Here is a 21750-nt window from a genome sequence, read left to right as displayed (position 1 = left end):
CTTGGTGGCCCCGATGAGGGGGATTGCGAACCTACGTTCCCAACCCCCTCATCGGGGAATTCTAAGAATTTCTCCCACAAACATTTTACTCACACAATAATAGGTTACTATGGTCTCTCCCGTTTTTTTTCCACACGACGATCAGCGTGCAAAATGAAAATACTATATTTCATTAAAGGCGATCCAGCCAATTTGCGAATATGATAAATGCATTGATGTTTTCAACATCGAAAACACTCAGGAACAACAGACTGCATGGCTTCATGTCGATTGACCGATACTGATAGCAATTCATATTGGATAGATCGTCGTATATACATGGGTACACTGGTCAACGTTTGTTTGCATCGTTTTCCTCTCCCAATAATTAATGAAAAAGGATGATGACTCTTATTAGCAACGATGAATTCGATAAAGTTTACTTGATAACGGCTGATTTTATGGACCGTATCTATCACTGATTAACTATATATTCATGACATTTTACGAGCATAGCGCTTTATGCTTTACAATTGGAGTGGTTAGCCTACGTGATTCCATCCGCTGGCAGACAGGTCTTTTCTGTATATAACTGCCCTTAAATTTTTCTTAGTTTGCTTTTTTAGATCAATTTTTGTTAAAAAGTTTAATTAAATCTTCTTTGTTTTGGAGTAACTATTTCAACTGCTGCTAATATGCAAAAATCCCGCAGCTACTCGCCGCGGGAAAATGAAGCAACATTTATTCCGGTTTATAAATCCCATATTTCACAATTTTAAGATAATCATTCAGTTCCTTTATCGAAGAATCCAAAATATGAGCAATATCAATTTGCTTATTTTTGTATAGAGTCAGGTACTTATTAGACAGCTGTTCACCGATAAACATCGTCATATTGATCACGGTATCAACGGAAATATCATCTCTCAGTTTTTCCGTTTGGATTAAGTCTTTAATATAAACATGCTCCAGCATAAAATCGTCCTGGTACGTTTCGTAGTGTTCCTTAATAATTTCTTCCATTTCCTTAACTGCTACAGGGGGATTGGCGAAAGCATCCGCAATAAAATGAACTTCTAGCAGATACTTCGCTGTCACTTTATGTTTTATCAGGACAATTTCTTTAATTCTTTCAAAGAAATCATCAGCTTTAACTTGTTTTATGGCTTCCATAACTTCTTTCGTTAGAAGATCTTTCACATAATTAACTAAATAAAGGTATAAGTTTTTCTTGCTCTTAAAATAATGAAAAAGGATTCCTTTAGAAATTCCCGCCCGCTTCGTAATGACATCTGTAGAAGCTTTTTCATAACCGTTTTTTACAAATTCCTCAATGGCCACCTTGATAATCAAATCTTTCTTTTCCTGCGGCTGCTTTTCAAATGCTGAATACAATTTTTACACCTCAATTTTCATTAAACTGCAATATCCTTCTTTCTATATACCATATATGAAGTGATAACACTAATGAAAATGACAGCAGCCATAATAAACATATAAAGAGGCTCTAATTTATTATCATTAATAATTTGGGCGGCGTCCACATATTTAAACGGGCTGAAATATTTTAGAACTTCTAAGTCTTCCGAAATCCCTGCCATCACATTCATAAAATAGGCAGCTAAGACAATCCCAAGTGAGACAGACATGATGCTTCTTGTTTTTTTCAACATTGATGACAACATAAACGCAATGGCACCGAATGTCAAATGAAGCAAAATGGTTGCGACGGCTAGTAAGGTAAATGTGTCTGTCGGTACATCCGGGTCATCTGCAAATTGAAATCCAATGATACTTGTTATCGTTGAAACTCCGTTCAAGATCAATATATTTACGAAAACGCTCAAAAGTTTTTCTGTTACGATTCGGCTTCTTCCGACCGGTTTTGACAGCAAAAATTCAATCGTCTTTTCATTTTCCTCCTTCGCCAGTATATTGGATGCAAGAATGGCCGAGTAGATGCTTCCTAAAAGTGTAGTCATCATATATATTTCTACTCCGTAAAAACCCATTAGCTCTCCAAGATTTAATTCATTCATTCCAAACACTTTTTTTATCGGTTCCGGATAGGATTCAAGCAGTTTGTTCATTTCATTTTGCTGCTCAGCAAACTGCGGATAAATACTTAACGTCAATAAAATGAGACCGCTGAGTACGACGCTCCAAATAATCAAAGATTTTAAGTTCCGTTTCAACTCTCTTTTAAAAATCATATAGATCCCTCCCTTACTTCTCATAGTAATGGATAAATACTTCTTCGAGAGACGGCTCTTCAATTAATAGATCTTGAACCGGCATAGTATTCAATTGATTTAGAAGCGTCTTTATATCCCCGCTGTAAAGCAGCATCATTTCGCTGCCGTTTATTTCTTTTTTCACTATTCCTTCCAGATCGAAGTCAATTGCATTCGTTTGTTCAAACGTAATGGTAATATTTTTCAAATTGTTTTTCGTGAGATTTTCAATCGTTTCTACTTTAACAAGCTCCCCTTCCTTAATAATGGCAACCCGATCGCACATCTTTTGCACTTCAGAAAGAATATGAGAGGAAAAAATAATCGTTGTTCCCTTCTCTCTTTCCTCTGTAAGAATTTCAAAAAAAGTGTTTTGCATAAGCGGGTCGAGTCCGCCTGTCGGTTCATCCAAGATTAGAAGTTTTGGCTCATGCAAAAGCGCTTGGACAATCCCAACCTTTTTCCGATTGCCAAATGAGAGATCCTCAATTTTTTTATGGAGATCGAGATCAAGTCTTTCTGCCAGCTCTTTCATTCTTTTTTGGTTAAATTTTTTGTAAAAGCCTGCCGAGTATTTTAATAAGTCAATCACTTTCATATCATCGTAAAAATGAACTTCAGACGGCAAATAGCCCACGTTTTGCCTAATTTCTTTTGACTGTTTGACGATATCTTTCCCGAAAATCGTAGCGCTCCCGCTGGTCGGATAGAGGAAATTTAAAAGCGTTCGAATGGTTGTGCTCTTGCCTGCTCCATTCGGACCGATAAATCCAAAAATTTCCCCTTCTTCAACTGAAAACGTTAAGTTCACAATTCCCCTGTTCTTCTTATACGTTTTGGTCAAATTTTTAACATCGATAATTTTCATCCTTACGCCTCCTTTGGGTGGCTTTGTACGGATTGACTGAGCAGTCAACTCCATTATATTAAAATTGACTGGATAGTCAATGTGTTTTTTTTTAAAACTGCAGGTTGAAAACAGTTCCATGCGAAGAACATGACATAATCCATTTTCTCCAAAACAAAAAAAGAGGATGCCATCTAAATAGACATCCCATTTTGTCGTATATGCATTGTTTGAATAAAAATATAAATATGCAATAAAAAGGCGTGAAATGTTTCCTTTGCTTAATTTTTTTGAAAACTTTCGCTTTATATTTCCCTTTTTCGTACTTAATTCCACTTTACTTTATTTACAGTACCATTCCATTGCATTTTGATAAAGGATTTTTTTAACTGCTTTATCATCAAAATGCTCTTGGATTAATTCGATATCTGAAAACCGGAATGGTCTTTTTGCCCTTGTAGAAGGCAGGTCCGTTCCAAACATGAGGGCATCTGGATTCACCTTATAGATATCTTTCATCGCTTCAACCGGGTCAAAATCAATTCGTCCAAATCCTGTTGCTTTTACACGTACACCCATTTCAACTAATGCAAGCAAATGTGGAAATCCTTCCTTCGACAAGCCTAAATGGTCAATGGATACTGCTGGAAGTTGGGCGATAATTGGCTTGATAGCCGGCAGCTCTTTTGAATTAATATACAATTCTGTATGCCAATTAGCTAGCTCATAAACTCTTTTAGCAAAATAATCTAATCGACGAATGTCCTCAGAACCCCCGCGATTTACATTAAAACGCAGTCCTCGGACACCGTGTTTATTTAGCTCAATAATTTCTTCGTCGGACGTATCGTATGGAAGCTGTGTTATACCGACAAAATTCTTCCCTAGTTTTTGTAATGCATCCAACAAATATGTTTGGTCAAACTTTTGAAAAGAGCCTGAAACAATTGCTCCACCTACTAAATCAATTGTATATACATGTTGTAAATAATCCTCTGTTGTAAATGGCTCGGGCAAGAAGCCTTGATTTTCGTATAATGGAAACTTTGGATCAATAATATGTAAATGTGCATCAAATATTTTCATCAGATTACCCCATTCAATTGAATGTATATATTTTAAGATTCATCTTGGCTGAACCAACCAACATTTAATCTTAATTACAAATTTCAATATTATAATCATGCCTATAATTATTACTGTATTTTTTCAATTAATATCGGAATATTCTTGCTTCTATTATATTTGGTTAAAAAAAGATGCATAAATATGGCTCTTTATCATCTTCTATAATAGAGTTTCTACCAAACTTTATATCAAATCTGCAAAAAACGTCAGTATAAACTGACTTTAAAACTTTCTCTTTATTATGATTTTTTAAAAGTACATAAAAAATCAGCCTATCTCGTTCCAATATCGTATCGTTATTCCTATTCATGATAAACAGAAAGAAAAAGACGGGATCTTTTTTGTAAATATTATACAAAATTCATGCTTAAAAAATAGAAGACTGTTGTTCTTGAATCGAACATACTATTCTTTCATTTTGCTCACTTACCGCAAACCATTCCGTTGTTCTTCCTGGAAATATAGGTAGGATTTAACAAACAAATATACAACCCCGATCAATGTAACGGCTAAAAACAAGATAAAACCCCATATTCCTTCAATAAATACCGTCAACATTAATGCTAATCCCATGAACACAAACACTTTTCCGCCTATACGATGCGTCTTGTTCCAAACTGTTTCATTCGCTATCGTCCAAGGTGTACGAATCCCAACGAAGTAGTTATGTTTGAGTTTAGGCATGTAGTTTCCTAATACAATGAATAAAACTCCGATTCCGATTGGCACAAATAAATCCACATCTACAGGAAACCCTAGGTTATAGGCTAATGTCACGATATGAAGAGCGATAAAAAAGATCACTAATACGTTGATTATTATGTTATAGCTCCCTTTAAATTTTTCATAGTTTGCTTTTTTCGGATCCATTTTTGGTAAAAGTGTCATTAACAATACGATTGAAGTCATAATGAAAGGGAGACTAAACGCCCCAAACCATTTGCTACTGTACCCATCCGCTTCACCAGCCGTATTCCAATGAGTGGCCACTTCATCAGGTAGATATGGGATCGCAATCAAACTTAACAAATAACTAAAAACCGTCAACATGACCACGAAGCGATTTGTTCTCATCATTTATCCCCTTCCTTTTGTAAAAAATCATAAAACCAACTCATTAAATCTTGAAAGACGGTTGTGTTTAACGAATAATAAATATGCTGTCCGACGCGTTGATCTTGAATCAAATCCGCTTGCTTTAAAATTTTTAAATGATGCGACACGCTCGGTTTCTGCATATCAAAATGGGAAGCGATTTCACCAGCGGTTAAATCCCCACTTTTCAGCAAGGAAAGAATCTTTCTTCTAGTGGGATCAGCAATGGCTTTAAACGCTTCGTTAAATAACAAAGAACGCACCACCTTTTAAAAAAAATAAGTAATATTCTATTTAGATATTTAGAAAATCATCTAATTACGAAACAAAAAAAATTAGATATTTAGATATTTTTCTAATTATAGAATATTCTATTTGCAGATAATTGTCAATGAGTTCGTAAAACAGGTTAAGTAACGAAGCCGTTGAAAAATCGAACCGTCTGATTTTTTCCTACACTCTATACCATAATAAACCACACCATTCATATTTTCATTTCTCCAGTTCAATTTGTTTTTTCTTCTTCTGGGAAAAAAAAAGCCGCTGCGGCGGCTTTTCTATATAAGCAATTCATATTTTTAGCGGGTTGCAGCCGCTACTTCCTCTAATTTTTTGGTGGAATTTGTCATGTTATTCAACAAATCCCTCAATCTCTTCAACGCTCCCGTCACCTCTTCCACCATGGCCAGCAGCTGCTCGCTGTTTGCGGCATTGGATTGAATGTTGCCGTGCATATTCTCAAATACATCAATCACGCATTGGCCGTTTTGAAACATAGTTTCAACCGAATCTCCCAGCTGGGCAATCTTTCTTGACGACTCTTTCGTAGCATCAATCAAATGCTGAATAGAATCGTTCGCATGCTGAATTCCCTGTCTGCTGCTTATAATAACTGACAATTGATTGTCATTTCCTTCTTTCGTACTGGCAATTTCTCGCTGAATATCCAATAAGATTTGAGCAATCTTATCAGTTGCCCTTCTGCTTTCCTCCGCCAGTTTTCGGACTTCTTCGGCCACGACAGCGAATCCTTTCCCCTGTTCTCCAGCTCGAGCGGCTTCAATGGCTGCGTTCAACGCCAGCAAGTTTGTCTGTTCCGCAATACCTTTAATTAGTGAAATAATTCCTCCAATTTCCTCTGAACTTTTGGCTAGCTTTTCGATTCGGCTGCCGCTTTCTTCTACTCCTTTGTAGATATTTTCTATTACATTCGTAATATTTTCCAACCCCCGAATACTGCTTTCCGCTAGACCCTTGGCATTGTTTGAGAAGTCTTCGAGCTCGGATGTCATGCTGGAAACATTCGTCAAGGTACGGGACATATTTTCCACGATTTCCCCGGCTTCATTCAGCTGCTCAGCTTGCTGTTGATTGTTGTGTGCATTATCTGTCACAGCCTTGGTAACCTGTTCCAATGTCTCCAGCGTTGTATCCATCTCTGAACGATATTCCTTCTGGGTCTTTGTGACAGCAACTAAATTGCCTTGGATTGCCGACAGCATTTCCCGGTACTTTTGTACCACTTCTGTAATTGCTTCTTGAATCTCTTTTAACTCTTTCGCTTTTACTTGCTCCCATTTTACTTCCTGCCCGTCCCCTGCTTCCCGCAGGACTCTAGAGAAAAATTTCAACGGCTTTAACACCGAGCGGATCACACCAAAAAGGACAAAGAGGAACAACAGTGAAAAGATAAAAATCGCCAGCATGATTTTATATCCAACCCCATTAATCAACTGCTGAAACTCCTGCAATACTTGGTTAGTGGATTCGGCATGCTGGAAATACGGGGCAGCATCTAACAAGGTATATAATACATAACGCACATTTCCATCCGCTTTTACCGGAACATAAGCCTCCACATGATTGTCCTTCAGGAAAATCCGAGTTTTTCCGGAAGAAAAGACTGACTGAACATTTTCGTTTTTTGCAGCCTTTCCTTTTTCCCACAGCAATCGCTGTTCTTTCTTTAATGTTTCCATCAATACGACTTGTTTGGGATCAAACAAATAAATTGCTTTCACTTCTTCCTTCTCTTGGATGTGACGGGCGAGCGACGATTCAAAATTGCTTACATCTAACGCCGATTCGACAATTCCCTTTCCATCAGCGCGGGGAATGGCCATAAACTTGAAAATCTCTCCGGTCTCTGCTTTGATCGTCAAGGTTGAAGGCAGCATCTGCTCTTCACCCGTCAGCAATTTGCGATATCCGTCCCAAATATCAAATAAATTACTCCCTAGTGCCGCTTTCTCTGTAGATGCGACAAAAATTCCATCTCGATTTGTCAGATAAAAATCTGTCATCCCTGTTTGCTCTGCCAAACGCTTCAAATCTTCGTTATGTAACGTTCTCCCCCGATCCTGCTCCTGCAATAAATAGGCTGCATTCAGCATATTTTTCTCCATCGACTGCTCAAGTTCAACTAAATTTCTGGAAATTTGATTCGCAAACGCCTCCACTTCCACCTCTAATTTTGTTTCCGCTTCCTTCCATACTTCATCAGTTATTTCATTCCCTTTTTTCTCTAAAGTGTTTCTTTCCAACCATAATACTAGAAACGTGCTGGACAATAACAAAAAAACAAAACCTGCCATTAAAGCAAAAAGCTTAGCTTTCATAGTCATTCCGTCATATCCCCCTTTTAAATCGACAAATGTAAAAAAACGGCTGTAGGTTTGTTTTTTAGGAAAATTTAAATCTCATATCTAGTTTTTTATTTATTATCATCAGTGAAAAATAAATCCAACGGCTCATCTTGCCGTATCCAATTCCTTTTCGATAATTCTGAATTTTCTCACTTTATATCAGTAAAGCGGTTACAATTTGACCGATTGCCTATCGTTCAACTGCACAATCTCCCCTCGCTTTCGTTTTTAATAAACGGACATTTATTTAGATTTTTTAAATAACTTTCAAATTAAGGTATTATTTTACATATGTTTCAAAAAATGTTTCAGGAAAATGATGGATACATTTTTATTAAAGCGAAATGAGGAGGAGAAATCAAGATGATAAATAGAAAATTCCGACAAAAAAACAGAAAAAGAGACAAAGCATGATCGTATTGGTTCCCTCTCAATTGATCGAACTGCACCATCTTCCCTTGCACATTCATGATCAAAAAAACGGTGAAGAAGCTTTGACGCTGAAACAGCGAGTGGAAAAATTTGAACAGCGAATTGTAAAAGATGTGATCAAAAAACATCCATCACTACGGATTGCGGCAAAAGAACTCGGCATCGACCATTCCACATTAGTCAAAAAATTAAAGAGATGGGGTTTAGATCCCAAAAAAGCAAACATATAAACAATCTCGATTTCTGCTCATCTAAAGATTTTATTCTGTTGTGCCGAAGAAAAATAATTTGCAGTTGCCTTATCAAAAGAAGCGTCCTCATTTATTTTTTCAAACGCTCTATATTAAAGAAGTAGAATTTTTACATGGGGTGTCTCATAAGTCAATTTTCGACTTTGAAGTTCCCTTTTTTCATGTAATACGTTTTCAAATTTAAAGGAATTCCCTTTTTGGGACAACCCCAGAATGTGATAACTTCAAATCTGCTTTAGTTTAGCATTCAAGTGGGGACATTCGTGATCAAAAATATTAAGATAATTGCCAATGATTCCTCGTGCTTCGATCGCTAACTTAAATTCTTTTAAATAGACATCTTCATAAAATGTTTTTGAAACAATAATACTGCTTTCGACGAACACTTGGACTAACACCTAATGTTCCTTAAAGAACTAAGTGCAGCCTTTGAAATCTTAGAAAATGCGCTCAAGAAGCTCGTTCAAGGCAGTCCACATACGTTTCCGTCTCCAGACTTATTGAAAATCGCCTATTAATGCGTTCACCTCAATGTGATCTTTAACCATTTTTTCAATGTTTTCTTTTGTTAAATGTTTAAGCTTAGGTGTTATACCTAATAGAGGCGCATCACATAACTCTTCTATAATCTGCGGGTTTGTTTGTTCTGATCGCTATAACCATTTATCACGATGCCTGCAATTTTCAGACTTAAACTTTTTGTGTATGCAACAGTTAAAAAATATGGTTGGCAGTACCCAAATTTGGCCTTGCTACAATAACAATGGGCAGCAGCTGCATCTCTTTTATTAAATCACTCACTAAAAAGTCTTTGCCTAGCGGAACGAAAATGCAGCCGGCACCTTCAACGATAAAGTATTCGTGCCTTTCTTTAATTTTTCTCCCAGTGGTTCAGGACATCCTTTAGCCGAACAGACTTCCCTTCACGTTTTCCTGCAACGAAAGGAGCAAGTGGCGCCTTGAATGCAAAAGGGGAAATATCTTCATGGAAAGAGATGTTTTTGACATTTTTTTCAAAAGACTTGTATCGTTTGTTGGATCATCACGCCAAATACCGCTTAAAAACGGTTTAAAGACGCCGACATCCATTCCCTTCTCTTTTAATACAGCTGCTAGTCCGCAAGCTATTATCGTTTTTCCAACACCAGTATCAGTTCCTGTTACAAAAAAACCTTTCATTTGATCATATTCAACTCTTTTCCGATTAATTTAAATGCATGCAACAAATAATCTATCTCCTTTAAGCTATGGTCCGCGGTCACCGTTAACCGAATTCTGCTTTCTCCGATAGGTACAGTCGGCGGTCGAATCGCCGGGGCATATATTCCTTTTTCTTGTAATCTTTTTGCAAATATGACAGCCTTATGAGCATCTCCGATCAATACAGGAATAATTGGTGTATGATCTCCCTTCACGGTGTACCCCATTTCTTGTAAACTAGTTTTTATTCGTTTTGCTTTTATAAGCAATTGCTGTCGTTTTTCTTTACTATGTTCGATGATTTCCAATGCTGTATATGAAGCTGCACAAATAGATGGTGATAGTGCGGTTTGAAAGATAAAGGTTCTGGCATGATTTCGCAAAAAGTCAATGAAAACCTTCGATCCAGAAACGACCCCGCCTTCCGTTCCAACCGCTTTACTTAAAGTGCTAATCACTACATCCGGAAAGACTTGAAAAAATTCACTTGTTCCCCTGCCGTTTTCTCCTAAAACACCTGTTGCGTGTGCGTCATCCACAATGACAAATGCATGATAACGTTGAGCAAGTGACATGATTTTATCTAAAGGCGCAATGGTACCATCCATACTAAAGACACCATCTGTGACAATAAAGCGTCGCCGTGATGAATTTGTTTCTTTTAATTTCTTTTCCAAATCTTCCATATCTACATGGTTATAAATGACGGTATCTGCTTGTGAGAGACGGCATCCATCGATAATACTCGCATGGTTTAATTGATCGCTAAAAATAACATCACCTTTTTCAGGCAATGAAGTAAGCACGCCGATATTCGCCAAATAACCGCTTGAAAACAGCAAGGCACTTTCAGTCTGTTTGAAATCTGCAAATCTTTTTTCAAGCTTTTGATGCCACTGCGTATTGCCTGTCGTTAGCCTCGAGCCGCTGCTCCCAACCCCAAACTCGTGCAATGCCTTTTCTGCTGCAAGAATCAAGCGTGAATCATTGGCCAAGCCCAGATAGTTGTTTGAGGAAAATACTATGTACTTTTGGCCATCTACGTACATTTCGGGACTAGGTGCAGTATTCATTGTTCTAAGCGTCCGATACAAGCCGGATTCCTTTGTCTTCGCTAAACGGTCGTTTAACCACCCATTAAAGTTCAACGCTTGTCACCTCATTATGTCTTTAAAAAGCAAAACCTCTTTTTCTGTTACCCGTGACAATTGCATCTTTCATAATCGATACCATTTCTTTAAGTTCTTCTTTTATACAGGCAAGCGGAGGCATAAATACAATGACCGTCACCCAATGGTCTCGTCAGCATGCCAAGCTCCCTCATTTTTAACGTAACGCGGTAGCCTATTCTTTTTTCTGAAGGGAAAGTCCCCTTTGTTTCCTTCGAATAAACAAGTTCAATTCCACACATAAATTCAAGCTGCCTAATATCTCCTACATGAGAAAGTGATTTGAGCTAACGAAGGAGCTGTTGAATATACGCTGCTTTTTCACTAACTTGCTCTACCACTTTTTCCGATTCAAACAAACGTAAATTTTCAATGGCTACAGCGCATCCTAACTGGTTGCCTGTATAGGAATGGCCGTGGAACAACGTTTTGAACTTGTTATAATCATCTTAAAAAGCCCGATAGATCTCCTCTGTTGTCAATATGGCAGCGATTGGTAAATAACCGCCTGTAATTCCTTTCCAAACTGCCATTAAGCCAGGCTGGACATGTTCATATTCACAGGCAAACATGTTCCCAGTACGGCCAAAACCCGTTGCCACTTCATCAACAATCATTAAGACATCATATTTTGTACATAATTCGCTGACACCTGCTAAAAATCCATCAGGCATCACAATCATCCCACCCGCTCCTTGGACCATTGATTCAATTGTTAGTGCGCAATTTCCTGATGCTTTTCCTTAAGCAGTTGTTCAAGTATGTTTAAGCATTCATCACGACAATGTTTCGGATCGCCGCTTTTTGACCGATAAACGTAAGGAATAGGTGCCTTAAAACTTTCAAACATAAATGACCCATATACTTGATGAGAAAGCTGGATGGAACCGACACTTATGGCACCGACCGTATCCTCATGATAGCCGTTTTGCATTGTAATAAACTTTTGTTTCTCTGGCTTATAGATATTTTTCCAATATTGAAACGCCATCTTAAGTGCAATTTCCATCGCTTCACTCCGCTATCTGAATAAAAAACACGCGTCAGCTTTTCAGGACTTATTTGAATGAGCTTTTCCGCGAGCTCTGTTGCTGGAACATTTGTCATGCCTAACAATGTGGAGTGGCATTTTTTCGAGCTTTTTTTTAATTGCTTCGTCCAGTTCTTTTTTACGATGACCATGTACGTTAGTCAAACGGAAGAAAAGCCGTCATATATTCTTTCCTTCAATATCTTTAACTTTCATTCCTTGGCCGCTTTCAATTATTAAAGGATGATCATCATCTGTGTAAAAGGCAGTCATAGATATTTTTTACTTTTTTCGATTAATTGTTGTTTCATTTCTCTACCTCCCAATGAATAAAGACTGGCTGTTTTTCTAAATAGTGAATATAGGCATTCAGATCTTTCCTGCAATCAACAAAAAAGATGCGGCAGCCACGTTCATCTCCATATTCTTTTAGGTTTGTAATCCGTTGATACCCCAGCTTTTTACTTGCAACATAGCCAGTAGTATATTCAGGATCGTCTGACCAACATAGTTCAGCGATGGTAGCCGGATGCGCACACACCTTTGTGGCAATCACAAGTGCTTCCCTGATTCTTGTACTCTTGGGCACATGAAAATAGTCTGCCCAATGTTCAAAATTCGTCTTCATCCAATCGATTCTTGAAACACGCACTCCCTTTTCCTGCCTATCATCAATACGTTTTCCTGAATGAACATCAATTAATATAGCGCCTCTCATTCCTGAATATTTCGTCCATTCTGTAAATGCTTTTTCAATAACCTGTCTTTCGATACCGACTTTCTCCAAAAGCAGCCTAGACAACTTTCGCCCTTTCTCTACTGTATCTGCCTCATTTGTGTCAATATGTAATGGTTGAATTCGTTTAATCGGTTCGTGAATAGATTCAAATTGAATTTGCATAAAATCCGGAGTACCTCTTGAGTGATGAAGTCCCTTTTCTAATAAAGCATTTACTGAATTTTTTAAATCACTATAGGTTGAAAGCAGTTCTCCACCAGATATATGTTTTCCGCCATGTTCATGAGGTCCATTCTTGGCAGCTCTCATTCTGACACTATAATACCTTTCCTCTTCCATTCGTTGGCCTCCAACCTCCGTCATTTGTTTTATGTCAAAGAAATTCCTTCAAAATTCATTAAACTAATTAAAAAGCTATTTCTAATTTTTCAACCTACAATCTTTTGTTTTATGTTAACTTTTAAAATAAAAAGGTTAACAATTAAATGATAAAATTGTTATCTATTAATGTCAATTGGTTAACTAAAATACGCACTCAAAATGGCAGCCAGTCTCGGGTGAAAGGAGCTTTTATTGAAGATAAGCGGTTAAGCTGAGTAGGAATGCTTTGCAAAATGTTTTTATCTTAAAAAATGCCGTCTAAAAGGATATGATTATTCCTCGCTTTTCTCATTCATTATCAGTTCAATGCCGATTTGAAAAAAATAATGTGGTCTTCGTTGAAATGGCTGGAGCATGTTATAATGAGAAAGAATAAAAATGAAGAAATTTAGACCCATCTTATAGCTAAGATGATTTTACAAGCGTTGAAGGAATTAGCGGAGCAACTAAAAAATCATACGGGAAACAAGGCAGCGCTTTGAACAAATCGATTAACGTTTTAAATCAAACAAGTTGATCAACAGTTTGAACTAACAAAGCAGCAATTGACTGAAATTAATGAGCGGTTGAACCAAGTCGAAAAAAAGATTACCCAGATGGACAAACAACTCAATGATATAGCATCCGGTCTTTCTCTAAAAAATGACAAACCAACTGTTGCACAAACAACGGGTATTGTTGGCATTCAATTGAACAATTCAAGGATTCGTTCGTTATTCTATCAATCTAAATTATATGAACAGGAAAAAGCGGACTTTTAAAAAATCGATTCCAATTCAACTCGTAGTTAAAAAGAATCTAGTTCAGCAAATTGTTCTTCTGAAATGACCTGAAACCCGTTTCTCTTTAGTAAAGCAGCTGTTACCCCACTTCCAACCATTTTCTTTCCAGTAAATTCGCCGTTATAAATCATTGAACTGCCGCAGGACGGACTATTCTCTTTGAGAACTACTAATGTTGCTTTTATTTCTTTTGCTTTTTTTAAAGCCGCATAAGCGCCCTTTATGTAAAGCTCTGTCACATCGTTGCCTGACCGATCCACTACTTTCGCCTTTCCATCCAGTACATCCTCCCCGTTTCCACCGATGATCTCTGCAGGTTCTCTAGGAGTCGAAAATCCGCCTAATATTTCAGGACAAACCATTTCGGCTTTCTTCTCCTTAACTAATTTCCATATTTTATTATGTAAACAATGCGTCCCATTATACCTCACTTCTAACCCCGCTAAACAGGAGCTTACTAATATCATCAAATCACCTCTTTTGCAACTAATTTTCTTATGTTATACCTATTACAATTATAAATTGCTATATCGGAACAAATTTTTTGGCTAACGGCTTCACTAATGAAAATGACCCAATTATGATATCTTCTTCAGTTCTATTATATACCAAATGATGTTGTTTCGATATGTAACTTCAATATACGTATCTAATTTTGGAATTGCTATTACTAATTACTAACATACTAACTATAGAAAACTTTCGTAAATTTTTACCGCTTTTCTCTTTTTTCCGATAGTTTGCACATAGTTTCAAATGTCGAGACATACAGCCCAGTTAAAATTTATGTGTAAATTTTTACACCCTGCTAAACGAACCTAGATCTCAGGCAAATAAAACTGCTTCCTTTTTGCACAAAGCTAAGGCTTTATTAGTCATTCTGACCTCTTTTAATAATCTCCCGTTTCTTCCTCCGCAATGTTTAGATTAATAATTTTCTGATCAAAAATTTGAAATAGAGTTCAATATTAAGGGCTCTCTTGTTTAACAATCTAGAACATAATTCGTAATGAGTCAGGTACCGATTTAATTATTTTGAACAAAACTTGTCAGTTTGACGCATTCTTGAATTTTTCAAAGCGCTGATCGAAATTTCCTAAAATATCCGAAACATAAACAACATAATCAAACGGTGCCTTCTTCTGCTGTTAGCATTGACGTTTGAAGCAGCTTCTTTGTTTTGGAATAATCCGACAAAAAATGTTGTTAAATGAAAAATCAAATAATTTTACACTATGCTAAAATAATCGGAATTTTCAAACCCTTAATCTTAAAACTATAATGAAAGCGCAATCAAATTTAACAAATAAGGGAGGAAATATAATGCAAAAAATCGGAAAACAACGAAACGGAAAAGTAAAGCTTCCGAAAGGAAAAAGAGTAGCAGTAAACATTGGGTGTGACTTTGATGCACAATCCATCTGGATCGGTTCTTTTAACCTCACTTCTCCTGCCTACATGTCACGTGGTGAGTTTGGCGCTGAAGTTGGTGCCCCAAGATTGTTAAAACTGTTTGACAAATACGGCATCAAAACAACTTGGTTTATTCCAGGTCATACTGTGGATACATTCACTGACATTTGCAAAGAGGTAGCGGCTCGTGGCCATGAAATTGGCCATCACGGGTATGTTCATGAAAATCCTACCACAATGAGCTATGAAGAAGAAGACAAAATCATGCAAATGGGGTTGGAATCCCTCGCCAAAATCGGCGTGAAACCGCGTGGCTACAGATCTCCTTATTGGGATTTTAGTCCAAATACATTGAGTATTTTAGAAAAATATGGGTTTAAATACGATAGCAGTTTGATGGGAAATGATCTTCATCCTTACTGGCCGAGACCGGTAGAAGTAAACGCTGATAAAGCGAACGTTTTCTTGAAAGAAAGCACCATATTGGAAATCCCTGTTTCTTGGTACCTCGATGATTTTCCACAAGTAGAATATATAACAGGTATACAAGAAGGGCAAAGACCTGCCCAAGATATTTTTGAGCGTTGGGCATCCATTTTCGATTATGCATGTGATCAAGAAGAAGGGGCTTGTTTCGTGTTGACGACACACCCGCAAACAATCGGACGAGCACATATGATCCAAATGTTAGAAAAATTGATTCAATATATGGAATCCCGCGGTGCATGGTTTGCGACTCTCGGTGAAATCTATGACAACTTCTACGAAGAATAATATACTTCGCTCATAAAAGATACATTCCGCACACACTTACATCCTCCGTAAAATAAATCAATTTAGCTTACGGAGGATCATTTACAAAATTAATTCTTGGAGGAAAAAAATGAGAAAAGTAACCATATCCGCTTGCCAGTTTCGTGTAGAACGAACAAAAAGTTTTGATGATTTTAAAAATCAAGTTGTTGAATTGATCGAGCAAGTTCCACAGCAATCCGACTATGTGATCTTTCCCGAACTATTTACCGTCGGTTTGCTGACCAGCTTTCCAGACAGCGAAAAATTAACAGCAAAAGATCTCATTTTGATTGACAAATACACTGATGATTATAAACAACTCTTTATCGAGTTGGCGGTAGAAAAAAAGCAGGTAATCATTGGTGGATCACACTTGGAGCGAAGAGACGACAAGTATTACAACATTGCCTATATTTTTAAACCAGACGGTACCTATATTGAACACAAAAAAACTCATATTTTTCCTTCGGAAAGCGACTGGAAAACCTCAGAAGGCGATGAATTAGCAGTTTTCGAGATTGGCCCTGCCAAAATTGCACTTGCTGTTTGTTATGAGGCTGAAATTCCGGAAATTTCAAGAATCTACAGCATTAATGGTGCAGAAATTATCTTCTGTCCTTCCTATACATTTACGGAGCATGGTTTTTGGCGTGTTCGTCATTGTGCACAAGCTCGATGCATCGAGAATCAAGTGTATTTCGTGCACTGTCCAACTGTTGGTGAGCCGGGTACACCTTTACCGAATGGATTTGGAAGAGCGTCGATCTTGAGCCCTTGCGATTCGGCTTGGTCTCCAAACGGTATCGTTTCTGAAGGAGAAACCAACAAAAATATGGTCGTGACAGGAACTGTAGATATAGATGAATTGTATGTAAATAGAAAAACCGGTGCTGCTACTACGTTCGTTGACCGTACCCGAAGAGAAAATATTTACACTAAATATGAACCTTACAGATCATATAACCGAAAAAAATAACGAAAAAATGCGTACCTTTCGGGGTATGCATTTTTTCGTTATAGAACGAATGCAGTATATTAATATTTTTTAAAATTCTCAATGTCCTTTCGAACGGTTAAATACGTTGTTACTTGATAGATGTATTGAAACAACCGAGTGTAAAAAATTGTTGCTTGCACTTGATACACAATCTTTGTTACGATATATTTACTTTACTTTTGTATCAGGAAGAAGTCACCCCATTCAAGATATATAATCTTCCAGTTCACTTGAAGAAGGAATTTCTCGAATAATCCATAGAGGAATAAGTGCTAACGGTAATAAAATGATACCAGAAAACGAAATGGCTGTGTAATAGTCGTTTGCTTCAATAATATGAGGTGCCAAATAACTGATGACAGCCCAGCCAAGCCAGCAAGAAGCGGAACCGATCGATGAACCAGTGCCCCTGGCTCTTGTAGGGAAAGCTTCTGTAAAAATTCTTGGAATGGTTCCCCATATGCCCGCGCCAAAAAAGTTCCATAACAAATAGGCAGGCAAAAAAGCATTGAATGTTTGAGCAAAAAATGTCATCCAAATGGTCAGTGGTATGGAAATGACAATAAATAACAGATTGGCAAACCTGATGCCAATAATCCCGCTGAGCCATCCGCAACAAACAAAACCTAACATGCTAACTAAGCTTCCCGCCCCTACAGTCCATATTGCTTCATTCCAATTTAATTCAAACGCATAATTCATCCAATAGGGAGCAAACCAGATTAACAAACCATATGCAATCACAACAAGATTCATATATACCCAGATTAATAGGGTATTTTTAAGTAGCTCCCCTTTCATTAGCTGCAAATACGTAAATTTTAGAACCTCTTCTTTATTTATTTTAAATCTGTTTTGGCTCACAATTTCCTTTGTTTCGGCAGTATATGATTTAATACTTTGTCTAAATTTAACCAATTCCTTGAATCTAACAGGTTCTTTGATATACAAACGGACGACTATAACTAGAAATGCAGGAATAGATGCGAGATAAAAAGCACTTCTCCACCCCCATTCTGGTACAACGTATATTGACAAAAGGGTAGAAATTGCTGTCCCGGCAGGCCAACCCGCTGCCATAATCCCGACGATCCACCCCCGATGCTTGGCAGAAACAGATTCAATTAAAATAGTGGCGCCCACCGCATATTCTGCAAAAGCACTTCCGGTTGCAAGAATTCTGAAAATAGTCAGTGATTCGAAATTCCAAGATAAACCAGTCAAAAAGGTGCCAATCGACACCAAAAATAAAATCCATTGAAAAACTACTTTTCTTCCGAAGTAATCCATCAAAGGACCTACCACAATATTGAACACAATAGCGACAATGAATCCTGCCGCAACAATAATGCCAAATTCAGTTAAAGAAAAGTCAAACTCCTCCATTAAATGTGGAGCCACGAAGAAAAATATGGAGGTATCCATCGCGGAAATTGTCCATCCGATAAATGCTATTAATGTTACAAACATGCTATAACCTTGAATATCATTCTTCACTTATAATACCTCCGTACTATTTCCATCTTATGTGTTCAATTCTCTGAATTGAATCGGTGTTAAAGACACCTCTTTTTTAAATACTTTGATAAAGTATTTTACATCGTTAAAGCCGACTGCCTTACTGATCTCATATAAGTTCAGTTTAGTTTGAATTAAAAGCTTCTTTGCCTCCTCAATTCTTTTTTTGGCAATGTAGGAGGTGAAATTGATTCCGGTCTCTTTTTTAAACAACCAACTGAGATACGATGGCGAAAGTTCCAAATACTCTGCTACCATATCTAGGGACAGTGAAGAATTGTGATAGTTTTGCTCAATAAATATTTTTACTTGAAGGGAATAATCTTTGGAATATTTGTCCCACTTGTATAGAATATAGTCGATCAATGGATCAAAAAATATTGCTTTCCACCTATACAAGTCATCCCATTGAGAAATCGACTTGAATTCCTGTAACCATGCTTTATTCTGATCGAGCCTATTATCAATGTTGAAATATTTGGATATCTCTATATAAAGCTGAAACAGGATAAACCAATGTGCTTCCAAAGTTTGATTGTTGTCCAAAATTTCGTTCAAATGCTGAGTAAACACTCTTTTCTCTCCCTGTTTCAATGCCAAGAGCAATTTACTTTCATCCTCAATGTTTAAAAAAACATGATTTGACACATTCTTTTCGTCTTCTCGATAATATTTTAGATTCTGAATAGCTTCTTTATATGCATGTTCAACGGAAAGATCCTCGCCTTCATGTATTTGACTCACGCCACAAGGATAACGCTTCTGCAATTGTTTTATGTTTGTTTTTATAATGTTTATTAACGCCTCTGAGGAATCTTCATAGACTACGTAGATATGTTGGGAACCCATACGTAAAAGAAAATTCCTGCCAATGTTTTTTAGTTCCTCATTTGAAATAGGGACTAAGGAGAAAATAAACAAATAATATTTGCAAGGAAACACTACATCAGCATCCATATGTTTTTCTCTATTAGAGATTCGCTCATAAATATAATTTTTCAACTGGATTATACTAATGTTTTCTCGCTCCTGCCTTTCTCTTTCAATCTGATTCTTGATGTTTTCAATGGTTGTTTTCAGCTCTTCCGGATCGATCGGCTTTAATATATAATTGGAAACGCCGTATTTGATCGCTCTTTTGGCATAATCGAAATCGTTGTAACCGGAAATAATAATAATTTTGGGATACGATGTCATTTCCTTGTTCAATTGTTCCAGCATGGACAAACCATCCATGACAGGCATTCTGATGTCCGTGATAATGATATCAGGTTTATATAGTTTGATGAGATCCAAAGCGATTTTCCCATTTCTTGCGTTTCCAACTATTTGAATATTGTATTGCTGCCATGGCAGCATCTTCTCTATTCCTTTGCTAATCCAAGGCTCATCTTCCACAGTCAACATGCGCAGCATATCAACCACTCTCCTCTTCCTGCTGTTTACGATTACGAATAGGTATCGTGATCACCGCGCATAGTCCATGCGGTGAAATATTGTGATACTGAAGGCCGTATTCTTCCCCATAAGCAATTTTCAAACGATTGTTTACATTGAAAATTCCGATTCGGTTACTTTCTTTATTGGTTGGAGGGTGTTTATTATCCAAAGTAAACGTTTTCAGTTCCTCGTTTAGCTTTTGCAACTTTTCTTCCGGAATACCTGGTCCATTATCGGAAATGCTGATGACAATGTGCTTGTTTTCATTGATTTTGCCTTCAATTCGAATCATTCCTTTATCAGTTAAATTTTTGAACCCATGGATGAAACAGTTTTCAACGATCGGTTGGAGAACAAATTTGATGATTTTGTATTCTAGAATTTGTGGATCGATTTGTCGTTCACATTCTATAAAACCGTCAAATCGTATTAATTGAACATTTAGATAATTGTCCATGTGATCCAACTCGTCTTTGATTAATACTTCTTCAGTATCCTGCATCATATTGTACCGGAACATTTTCGATAACGACCTAGAAATTTGGGCAATTAGCGGAACATTATGAATAATGGCCAACGAATTAATTGTTTCCAATGCATTATGAAGAAAATGCGGATTGATTTGTGACTGCAATGCCTTGAATTTTGCTTGATTCGTTAATGAGATTAATTGATACTGAATCCTCGCTTGTTCCTTTAATTTTAACATGATTTTATGAAAGCTTATTTCAATATCCCATATTTCATCTCTGATCATTACATCTCGATCAAACGAGTGATTAAAATCCCCATTTTCTATCGCCTTGATTTCTTTTCTGAGAGAACGAATGGGGGAAGTCACATGTAATGAAATGAGTATAATTGAAAATATGCTGACCACAATGCTGCTGATAATGATATAAACCATTAATTTTTTGTTATTTCCATTTTTTCCTAATATTTTAGATACCTCAGTCACGCTAATTACAGAGAGATTCGTCTCCGGATCATGGTTATAAATCACGAGCATATTTCGACCACTTTCTTTGAACGTAAAATTCCCACTGACTTTGCCGTTGACAGATTCTTTGTTTTTCACTGTTTCAAGCAAACTATTATCATTTTTCCACGAGTTTGCAGAATAGACAATTTTCCCGTGGTCCGTGATTATCAGATCGGCAGGCACATTGAAGTCAACGCCTTGAAGGAATTCCTGCAACAATCCTGATTCGATAATAGAAAACCCATGACTAGTGGATTCAACATTTTTTTTGAAAAGTGCTAAAGAGCGATTCAGCTGCTTAATTATTTTCGTCTGAGACTCAACAGTATTGTTGTAAAATTTTGTTGTCCAAATTTGATAAATTAATAGATCACATATAACGAGGGGAAAAATGGTGAGAATGAAATAAAGTACGATATATTTATATTTGATACTGAAGTACACGGAGCGCCCTCCTTTAAAGAATATCAAATTTCTCTTTTTATGAATGTTTTTCATTTCCGTATTCATGGGAAGTGAATCGATATAGATTTTGAATCTTAAGATATCTTTTTCCCAGCCCGTTGCTACGTATACCAGTGTTACTTTTAACTTTAAACATTTGGTCCATGAGCAATCAACAGGGAATATAAGAAATGTTGCTACATCCATCAAATAAGATATACAGTAAAAAAGCTATTAAACTTTCATTAA

The 21750-nt window shown here is 37.0% G+C and carries 17 protein-coding genes and 2 pseudogenes; 4 read left to right on the top strand and 15 right to left on the bottom strand.

Annotated elements, in window-relative coordinates:
• Positions 1–720: 720 nt before the first annotated feature.
• From FB379_RS11300 to FB379_RS11270, 7 genes are all read right to left on the bottom strand, one after another.
• Entirely contained in the window at positions 721–1374 is a 654-nt protein-coding gene (locus FB379_RS11300; RefSeq protein ID WP_063389486.1) for a TetR/AcrR family transcriptional regulator, read from the bottom strand.
• A 20-nt stretch (positions 1375–1394) separates the two neighbouring features.
• The gene (locus FB379_RS11295) at positions 1395–2192 is read right to left on the bottom strand and encodes an ABC transporter permease subunit (RefSeq protein ID WP_144598022.1); all 798 of its coding nucleotides are present in this window, start codon (positions 2190–2192) and stop codon (positions 1395–1397) included.
• A 13-nt stretch (positions 2193–2205) separates the two neighbouring features.
• Positions 2206–3081, bottom strand: a complete 876-nt coding sequence (locus FB379_RS11290) for an ABC transporter ATP-binding protein (protein ID WP_063389488.1) — start codon at positions 3079–3081, stop codon at positions 2206–2208.
• Between the two features lie 321 nt (positions 3082–3402).
• A complete protein-coding gene (locus tag FB379_RS11285; RefSeq protein WP_144598021.1) occupies positions 3403–4146 on the bottom strand; it encodes an amidohydrolase family protein in 744 nt (247 codons plus the stop codon).
• 468 nt (positions 4147–4614) lie between these two features.
• The gene (locus FB379_RS11280) at positions 4615–5262 is read right to left on the bottom strand and encodes an SdpI family protein (protein ID WP_375338810.1); all 648 of its coding nucleotides are present in this window, start codon (positions 5260–5262) and stop codon (positions 4615–4617) included.
• Positions 5262–5537, bottom strand: a complete 276-nt coding sequence (locus tag FB379_RS11275; RefSeq protein ID WP_144598020.1) for an autorepressor SdpR family transcription factor — start codon at positions 5535–5537, stop codon at positions 5262–5264. Before FB379_RS11275 ends, FB379_RS11280 begins: the two co-directional genes overlap by 1 nt.
• A 324-nt stretch (positions 5538–5861) precedes the next feature.
• Positions 5862–7907 carry a methyl-accepting chemotaxis protein gene (locus FB379_RS11270; RefSeq protein ID WP_063389492.1) on the bottom strand — a complete coding sequence of 682 codons (2046 nt, stop codon included), beginning with the start codon at positions 7905–7907 and terminating at the stop codon, positions 5862–5864.
• 431 nt (positions 7908–8338) lie between these two features.
• Between FB379_RS11270 and FB379_RS11265 the strand changes: the two genes are divergently transcribed.
• On the top strand, positions 8339–8590 hold the full coding sequence (locus FB379_RS11265; protein ID WP_144598019.1) for a TyrR/PhhR family helix-turn-helix DNA-binding protein: 252 nt from the start codon (positions 8339–8341) through the stop codon (positions 8588–8590).
• 735 nt (positions 8591–9325) lie between these two features.
• Here FB379_RS11265 and bioD read toward each other — a convergent pair.
• The 4 genes and pseudogenes from bioD to bioW form a co-directional block, all read right to left on the bottom strand.
• A pseudogene (gene bioD / locus FB379_RS11260) lies at positions 9326–9790 on the bottom strand (dethiobiotin synthase).
• Complete coding sequence (bioF, locus tag FB379_RS11255) at positions 9787–10959, bottom strand: 8-amino-7-oxononanoate synthase (RefSeq protein ID WP_144598018.1); 1173 nt, start codon at positions 10957–10959, stop codon at positions 9787–9789. The pseudogene bioD and the gene bioF overlap by 4 nt, the downstream one beginning before the upstream one ends.
• A gap of 22 nt (positions 10960–10981) precedes the next feature.
• Positions 10982–12264: pseudogene (gene bioA, locus FB379_RS11250) on the bottom strand (adenosylmethionine--8-amino-7-oxononanoate transaminase).
• Between the two features lie 53 nt (positions 12265–12317).
• Positions 12318–13088: a 6-carboxyhexanoate--CoA ligase gene (bioW, locus tag FB379_RS11245; RefSeq protein ID WP_130156616.1), complete on the bottom strand. Its 771-nt coding sequence runs from the start codon at positions 13086–13088 to the stop codon at positions 12318–12320.
• 638 nt (positions 13089–13726) lie between these two features.
• Between bioW and FB379_RS18465 the strand changes: the two genes are divergently transcribed.
• Positions 13727–13891, top strand: a complete 165-nt coding sequence (locus tag FB379_RS18465; RefSeq protein ID WP_158640189.1) for a hypothetical protein — start codon at positions 13727–13729, stop codon at positions 13889–13891.
• Between the two features lie 26 nt (positions 13892–13917).
• Here FB379_RS18465 and FB379_RS11240 read toward each other — a convergent pair whose 3' ends face one another.
• A complete protein-coding gene (locus FB379_RS11240) occupies positions 13918–14379 on the bottom strand; it encodes a 2-thiouracil desulfurase family protein (protein ID WP_144598017.1) in 462 nt (153 codons plus the stop codon).
• 856 nt (positions 14380–15235) lie between these two features.
• Here FB379_RS11240 and FB379_RS11235 point away from each other — a divergent pair.
• Complete coding sequence (locus tag FB379_RS11235) at positions 15236–16099, top strand: polysaccharide deacetylase family protein (protein ID WP_130156613.1); 864 nt, start codon at positions 15236–15238, stop codon at positions 16097–16099.
• A gap of 109 nt (positions 16100–16208) precedes the next feature.
• Positions 16209–17096, top strand: coding sequence for a carbon-nitrogen hydrolase family protein (locus FB379_RS11230; RefSeq protein ID WP_144598016.1), 888 nt, complete (start codon positions 16209–16211; stop codon positions 17094–17096).
• Positions 17097–17321: 225 nt separating this feature from the next.
• Here the strand turns inward: FB379_RS11230 and FB379_RS11225 are convergent, their stop codons facing one another.
• The 3 genes from FB379_RS11225 to FB379_RS11215 are packed head-to-tail and all read right to left on the bottom strand — an operon-like array spanning position 17322 to position 21501.
• On the bottom strand, positions 17322–18614 hold the full coding sequence (locus FB379_RS11225) for an MFS transporter (RefSeq protein WP_144598015.1): 1293 nt from the start codon (positions 18612–18614) through the stop codon (positions 17322–17324).
• 27 nt (positions 18615–18641) lie between these two features.
• A complete protein-coding gene (locus FB379_RS11220) occupies positions 18642–20051 on the bottom strand; it encodes a response regulator transcription factor (RefSeq protein WP_144598014.1) in 1410 nt (469 codons plus the stop codon).
• A gap of 1 nt (position 20052) precedes the next feature.
• Complete coding sequence (locus FB379_RS11215) at positions 20053–21501, bottom strand: sensor histidine kinase (protein WP_158640188.1); 1449 nt, start codon at positions 21499–21501, stop codon at positions 20053–20055.
• Positions 21502–21750 lie beyond the last annotated feature (249 nt).

Origin of the sequence: Aeribacillus composti, assembly GCF_007827555.1 — a bacterium.
Classification (GTDB): Bacteria; Bacillota; Bacilli; order Bacillales; family Aeribacillaceae; genus Aeribacillus; species Aeribacillus composti.
Note: the sequence above shows the minus strand (reverse complement) of the source record. Positions and strands in the feature narration are given on the sequence as shown.

Excerpts from the sequence above, each read along its gene's own strand:
- FB379_RS11235 (WP_130156613.1), top strand. The coding sequence starts at position 15,236 with ATGCAAAAAATCGGAAAACAACGAAACGGAAAAGTAAAGCTTCCGAAA.
- FB379_RS18465 (WP_158640189.1), top strand. The coding sequence starts at position 13,727 with ATGGACAAACAACTCAATGATATAGCATCCGGTCTTTCTCTAAAAAAT.
- FB379_RS11295 (WP_144598022.1), bottom strand. The coding sequence starts at position 2,192 with ATGATTTTTAAAAGAGAGTTGAAACGGAACTTAAAATCTTTGATTATT.
- FB379_RS11230 (WP_144598016.1), top strand. The coding sequence starts at position 16,209 with ATGAGAAAAGTAACCATATCCGCTTGCCAGTTTCGTGTAGAACGAACA.
- FB379_RS11265 (WP_144598019.1), top strand. The coding sequence starts at position 8,339 with ATGATCGTATTGGTTCCCTCTCAATTGATCGAACTGCACCATCTTCCC.
- FB379_RS11240 (WP_144598017.1), bottom strand. The coding sequence starts at position 14,379 with ATGATATTAGTAAGCTCCTGTTTAGCGGGGTTAGAAGTGAGGTATAAT.
- FB379_RS11285 (WP_144598021.1), bottom strand. The coding sequence starts at position 4,146 with ATGAAAATATTTGATGCACATTTACATATTATTGATCCAAAGTTTCCA.
- FB379_RS11280 (WP_375338810.1), bottom strand. The coding sequence starts at position 5,262 with ATGAGAACAAATCGCTTCGTGGTCATGTTGACGGTTTTTAGTTATTTG.
- FB379_RS11290 (WP_063389488.1), bottom strand. The coding sequence starts at position 3,081 with ATGAAAATTATCGATGTTAAAAATTTGACCAAAACGTATAAGAAGAAC.
- FB379_RS11270 (WP_063389492.1), bottom strand. The coding sequence starts at position 7,907 with ATGACTATGAAAGCTAAGCTTTTTGCTTTAATGGCAGGTTTTGTTTTT.
- FB379_RS11220 (WP_144598014.1), bottom strand. The coding sequence starts at position 20,051 with ATGCTGCGCATGTTGACTGTGGAAGATGAGCCTTGGATTAGCAAAGGA.
- bioW (WP_130156616.1), bottom strand. The coding sequence starts at position 13,088 with ATGGAAGAGGAAAGGTATTATAGTGTCAGAATGAGAGCTGCCAAGAAT.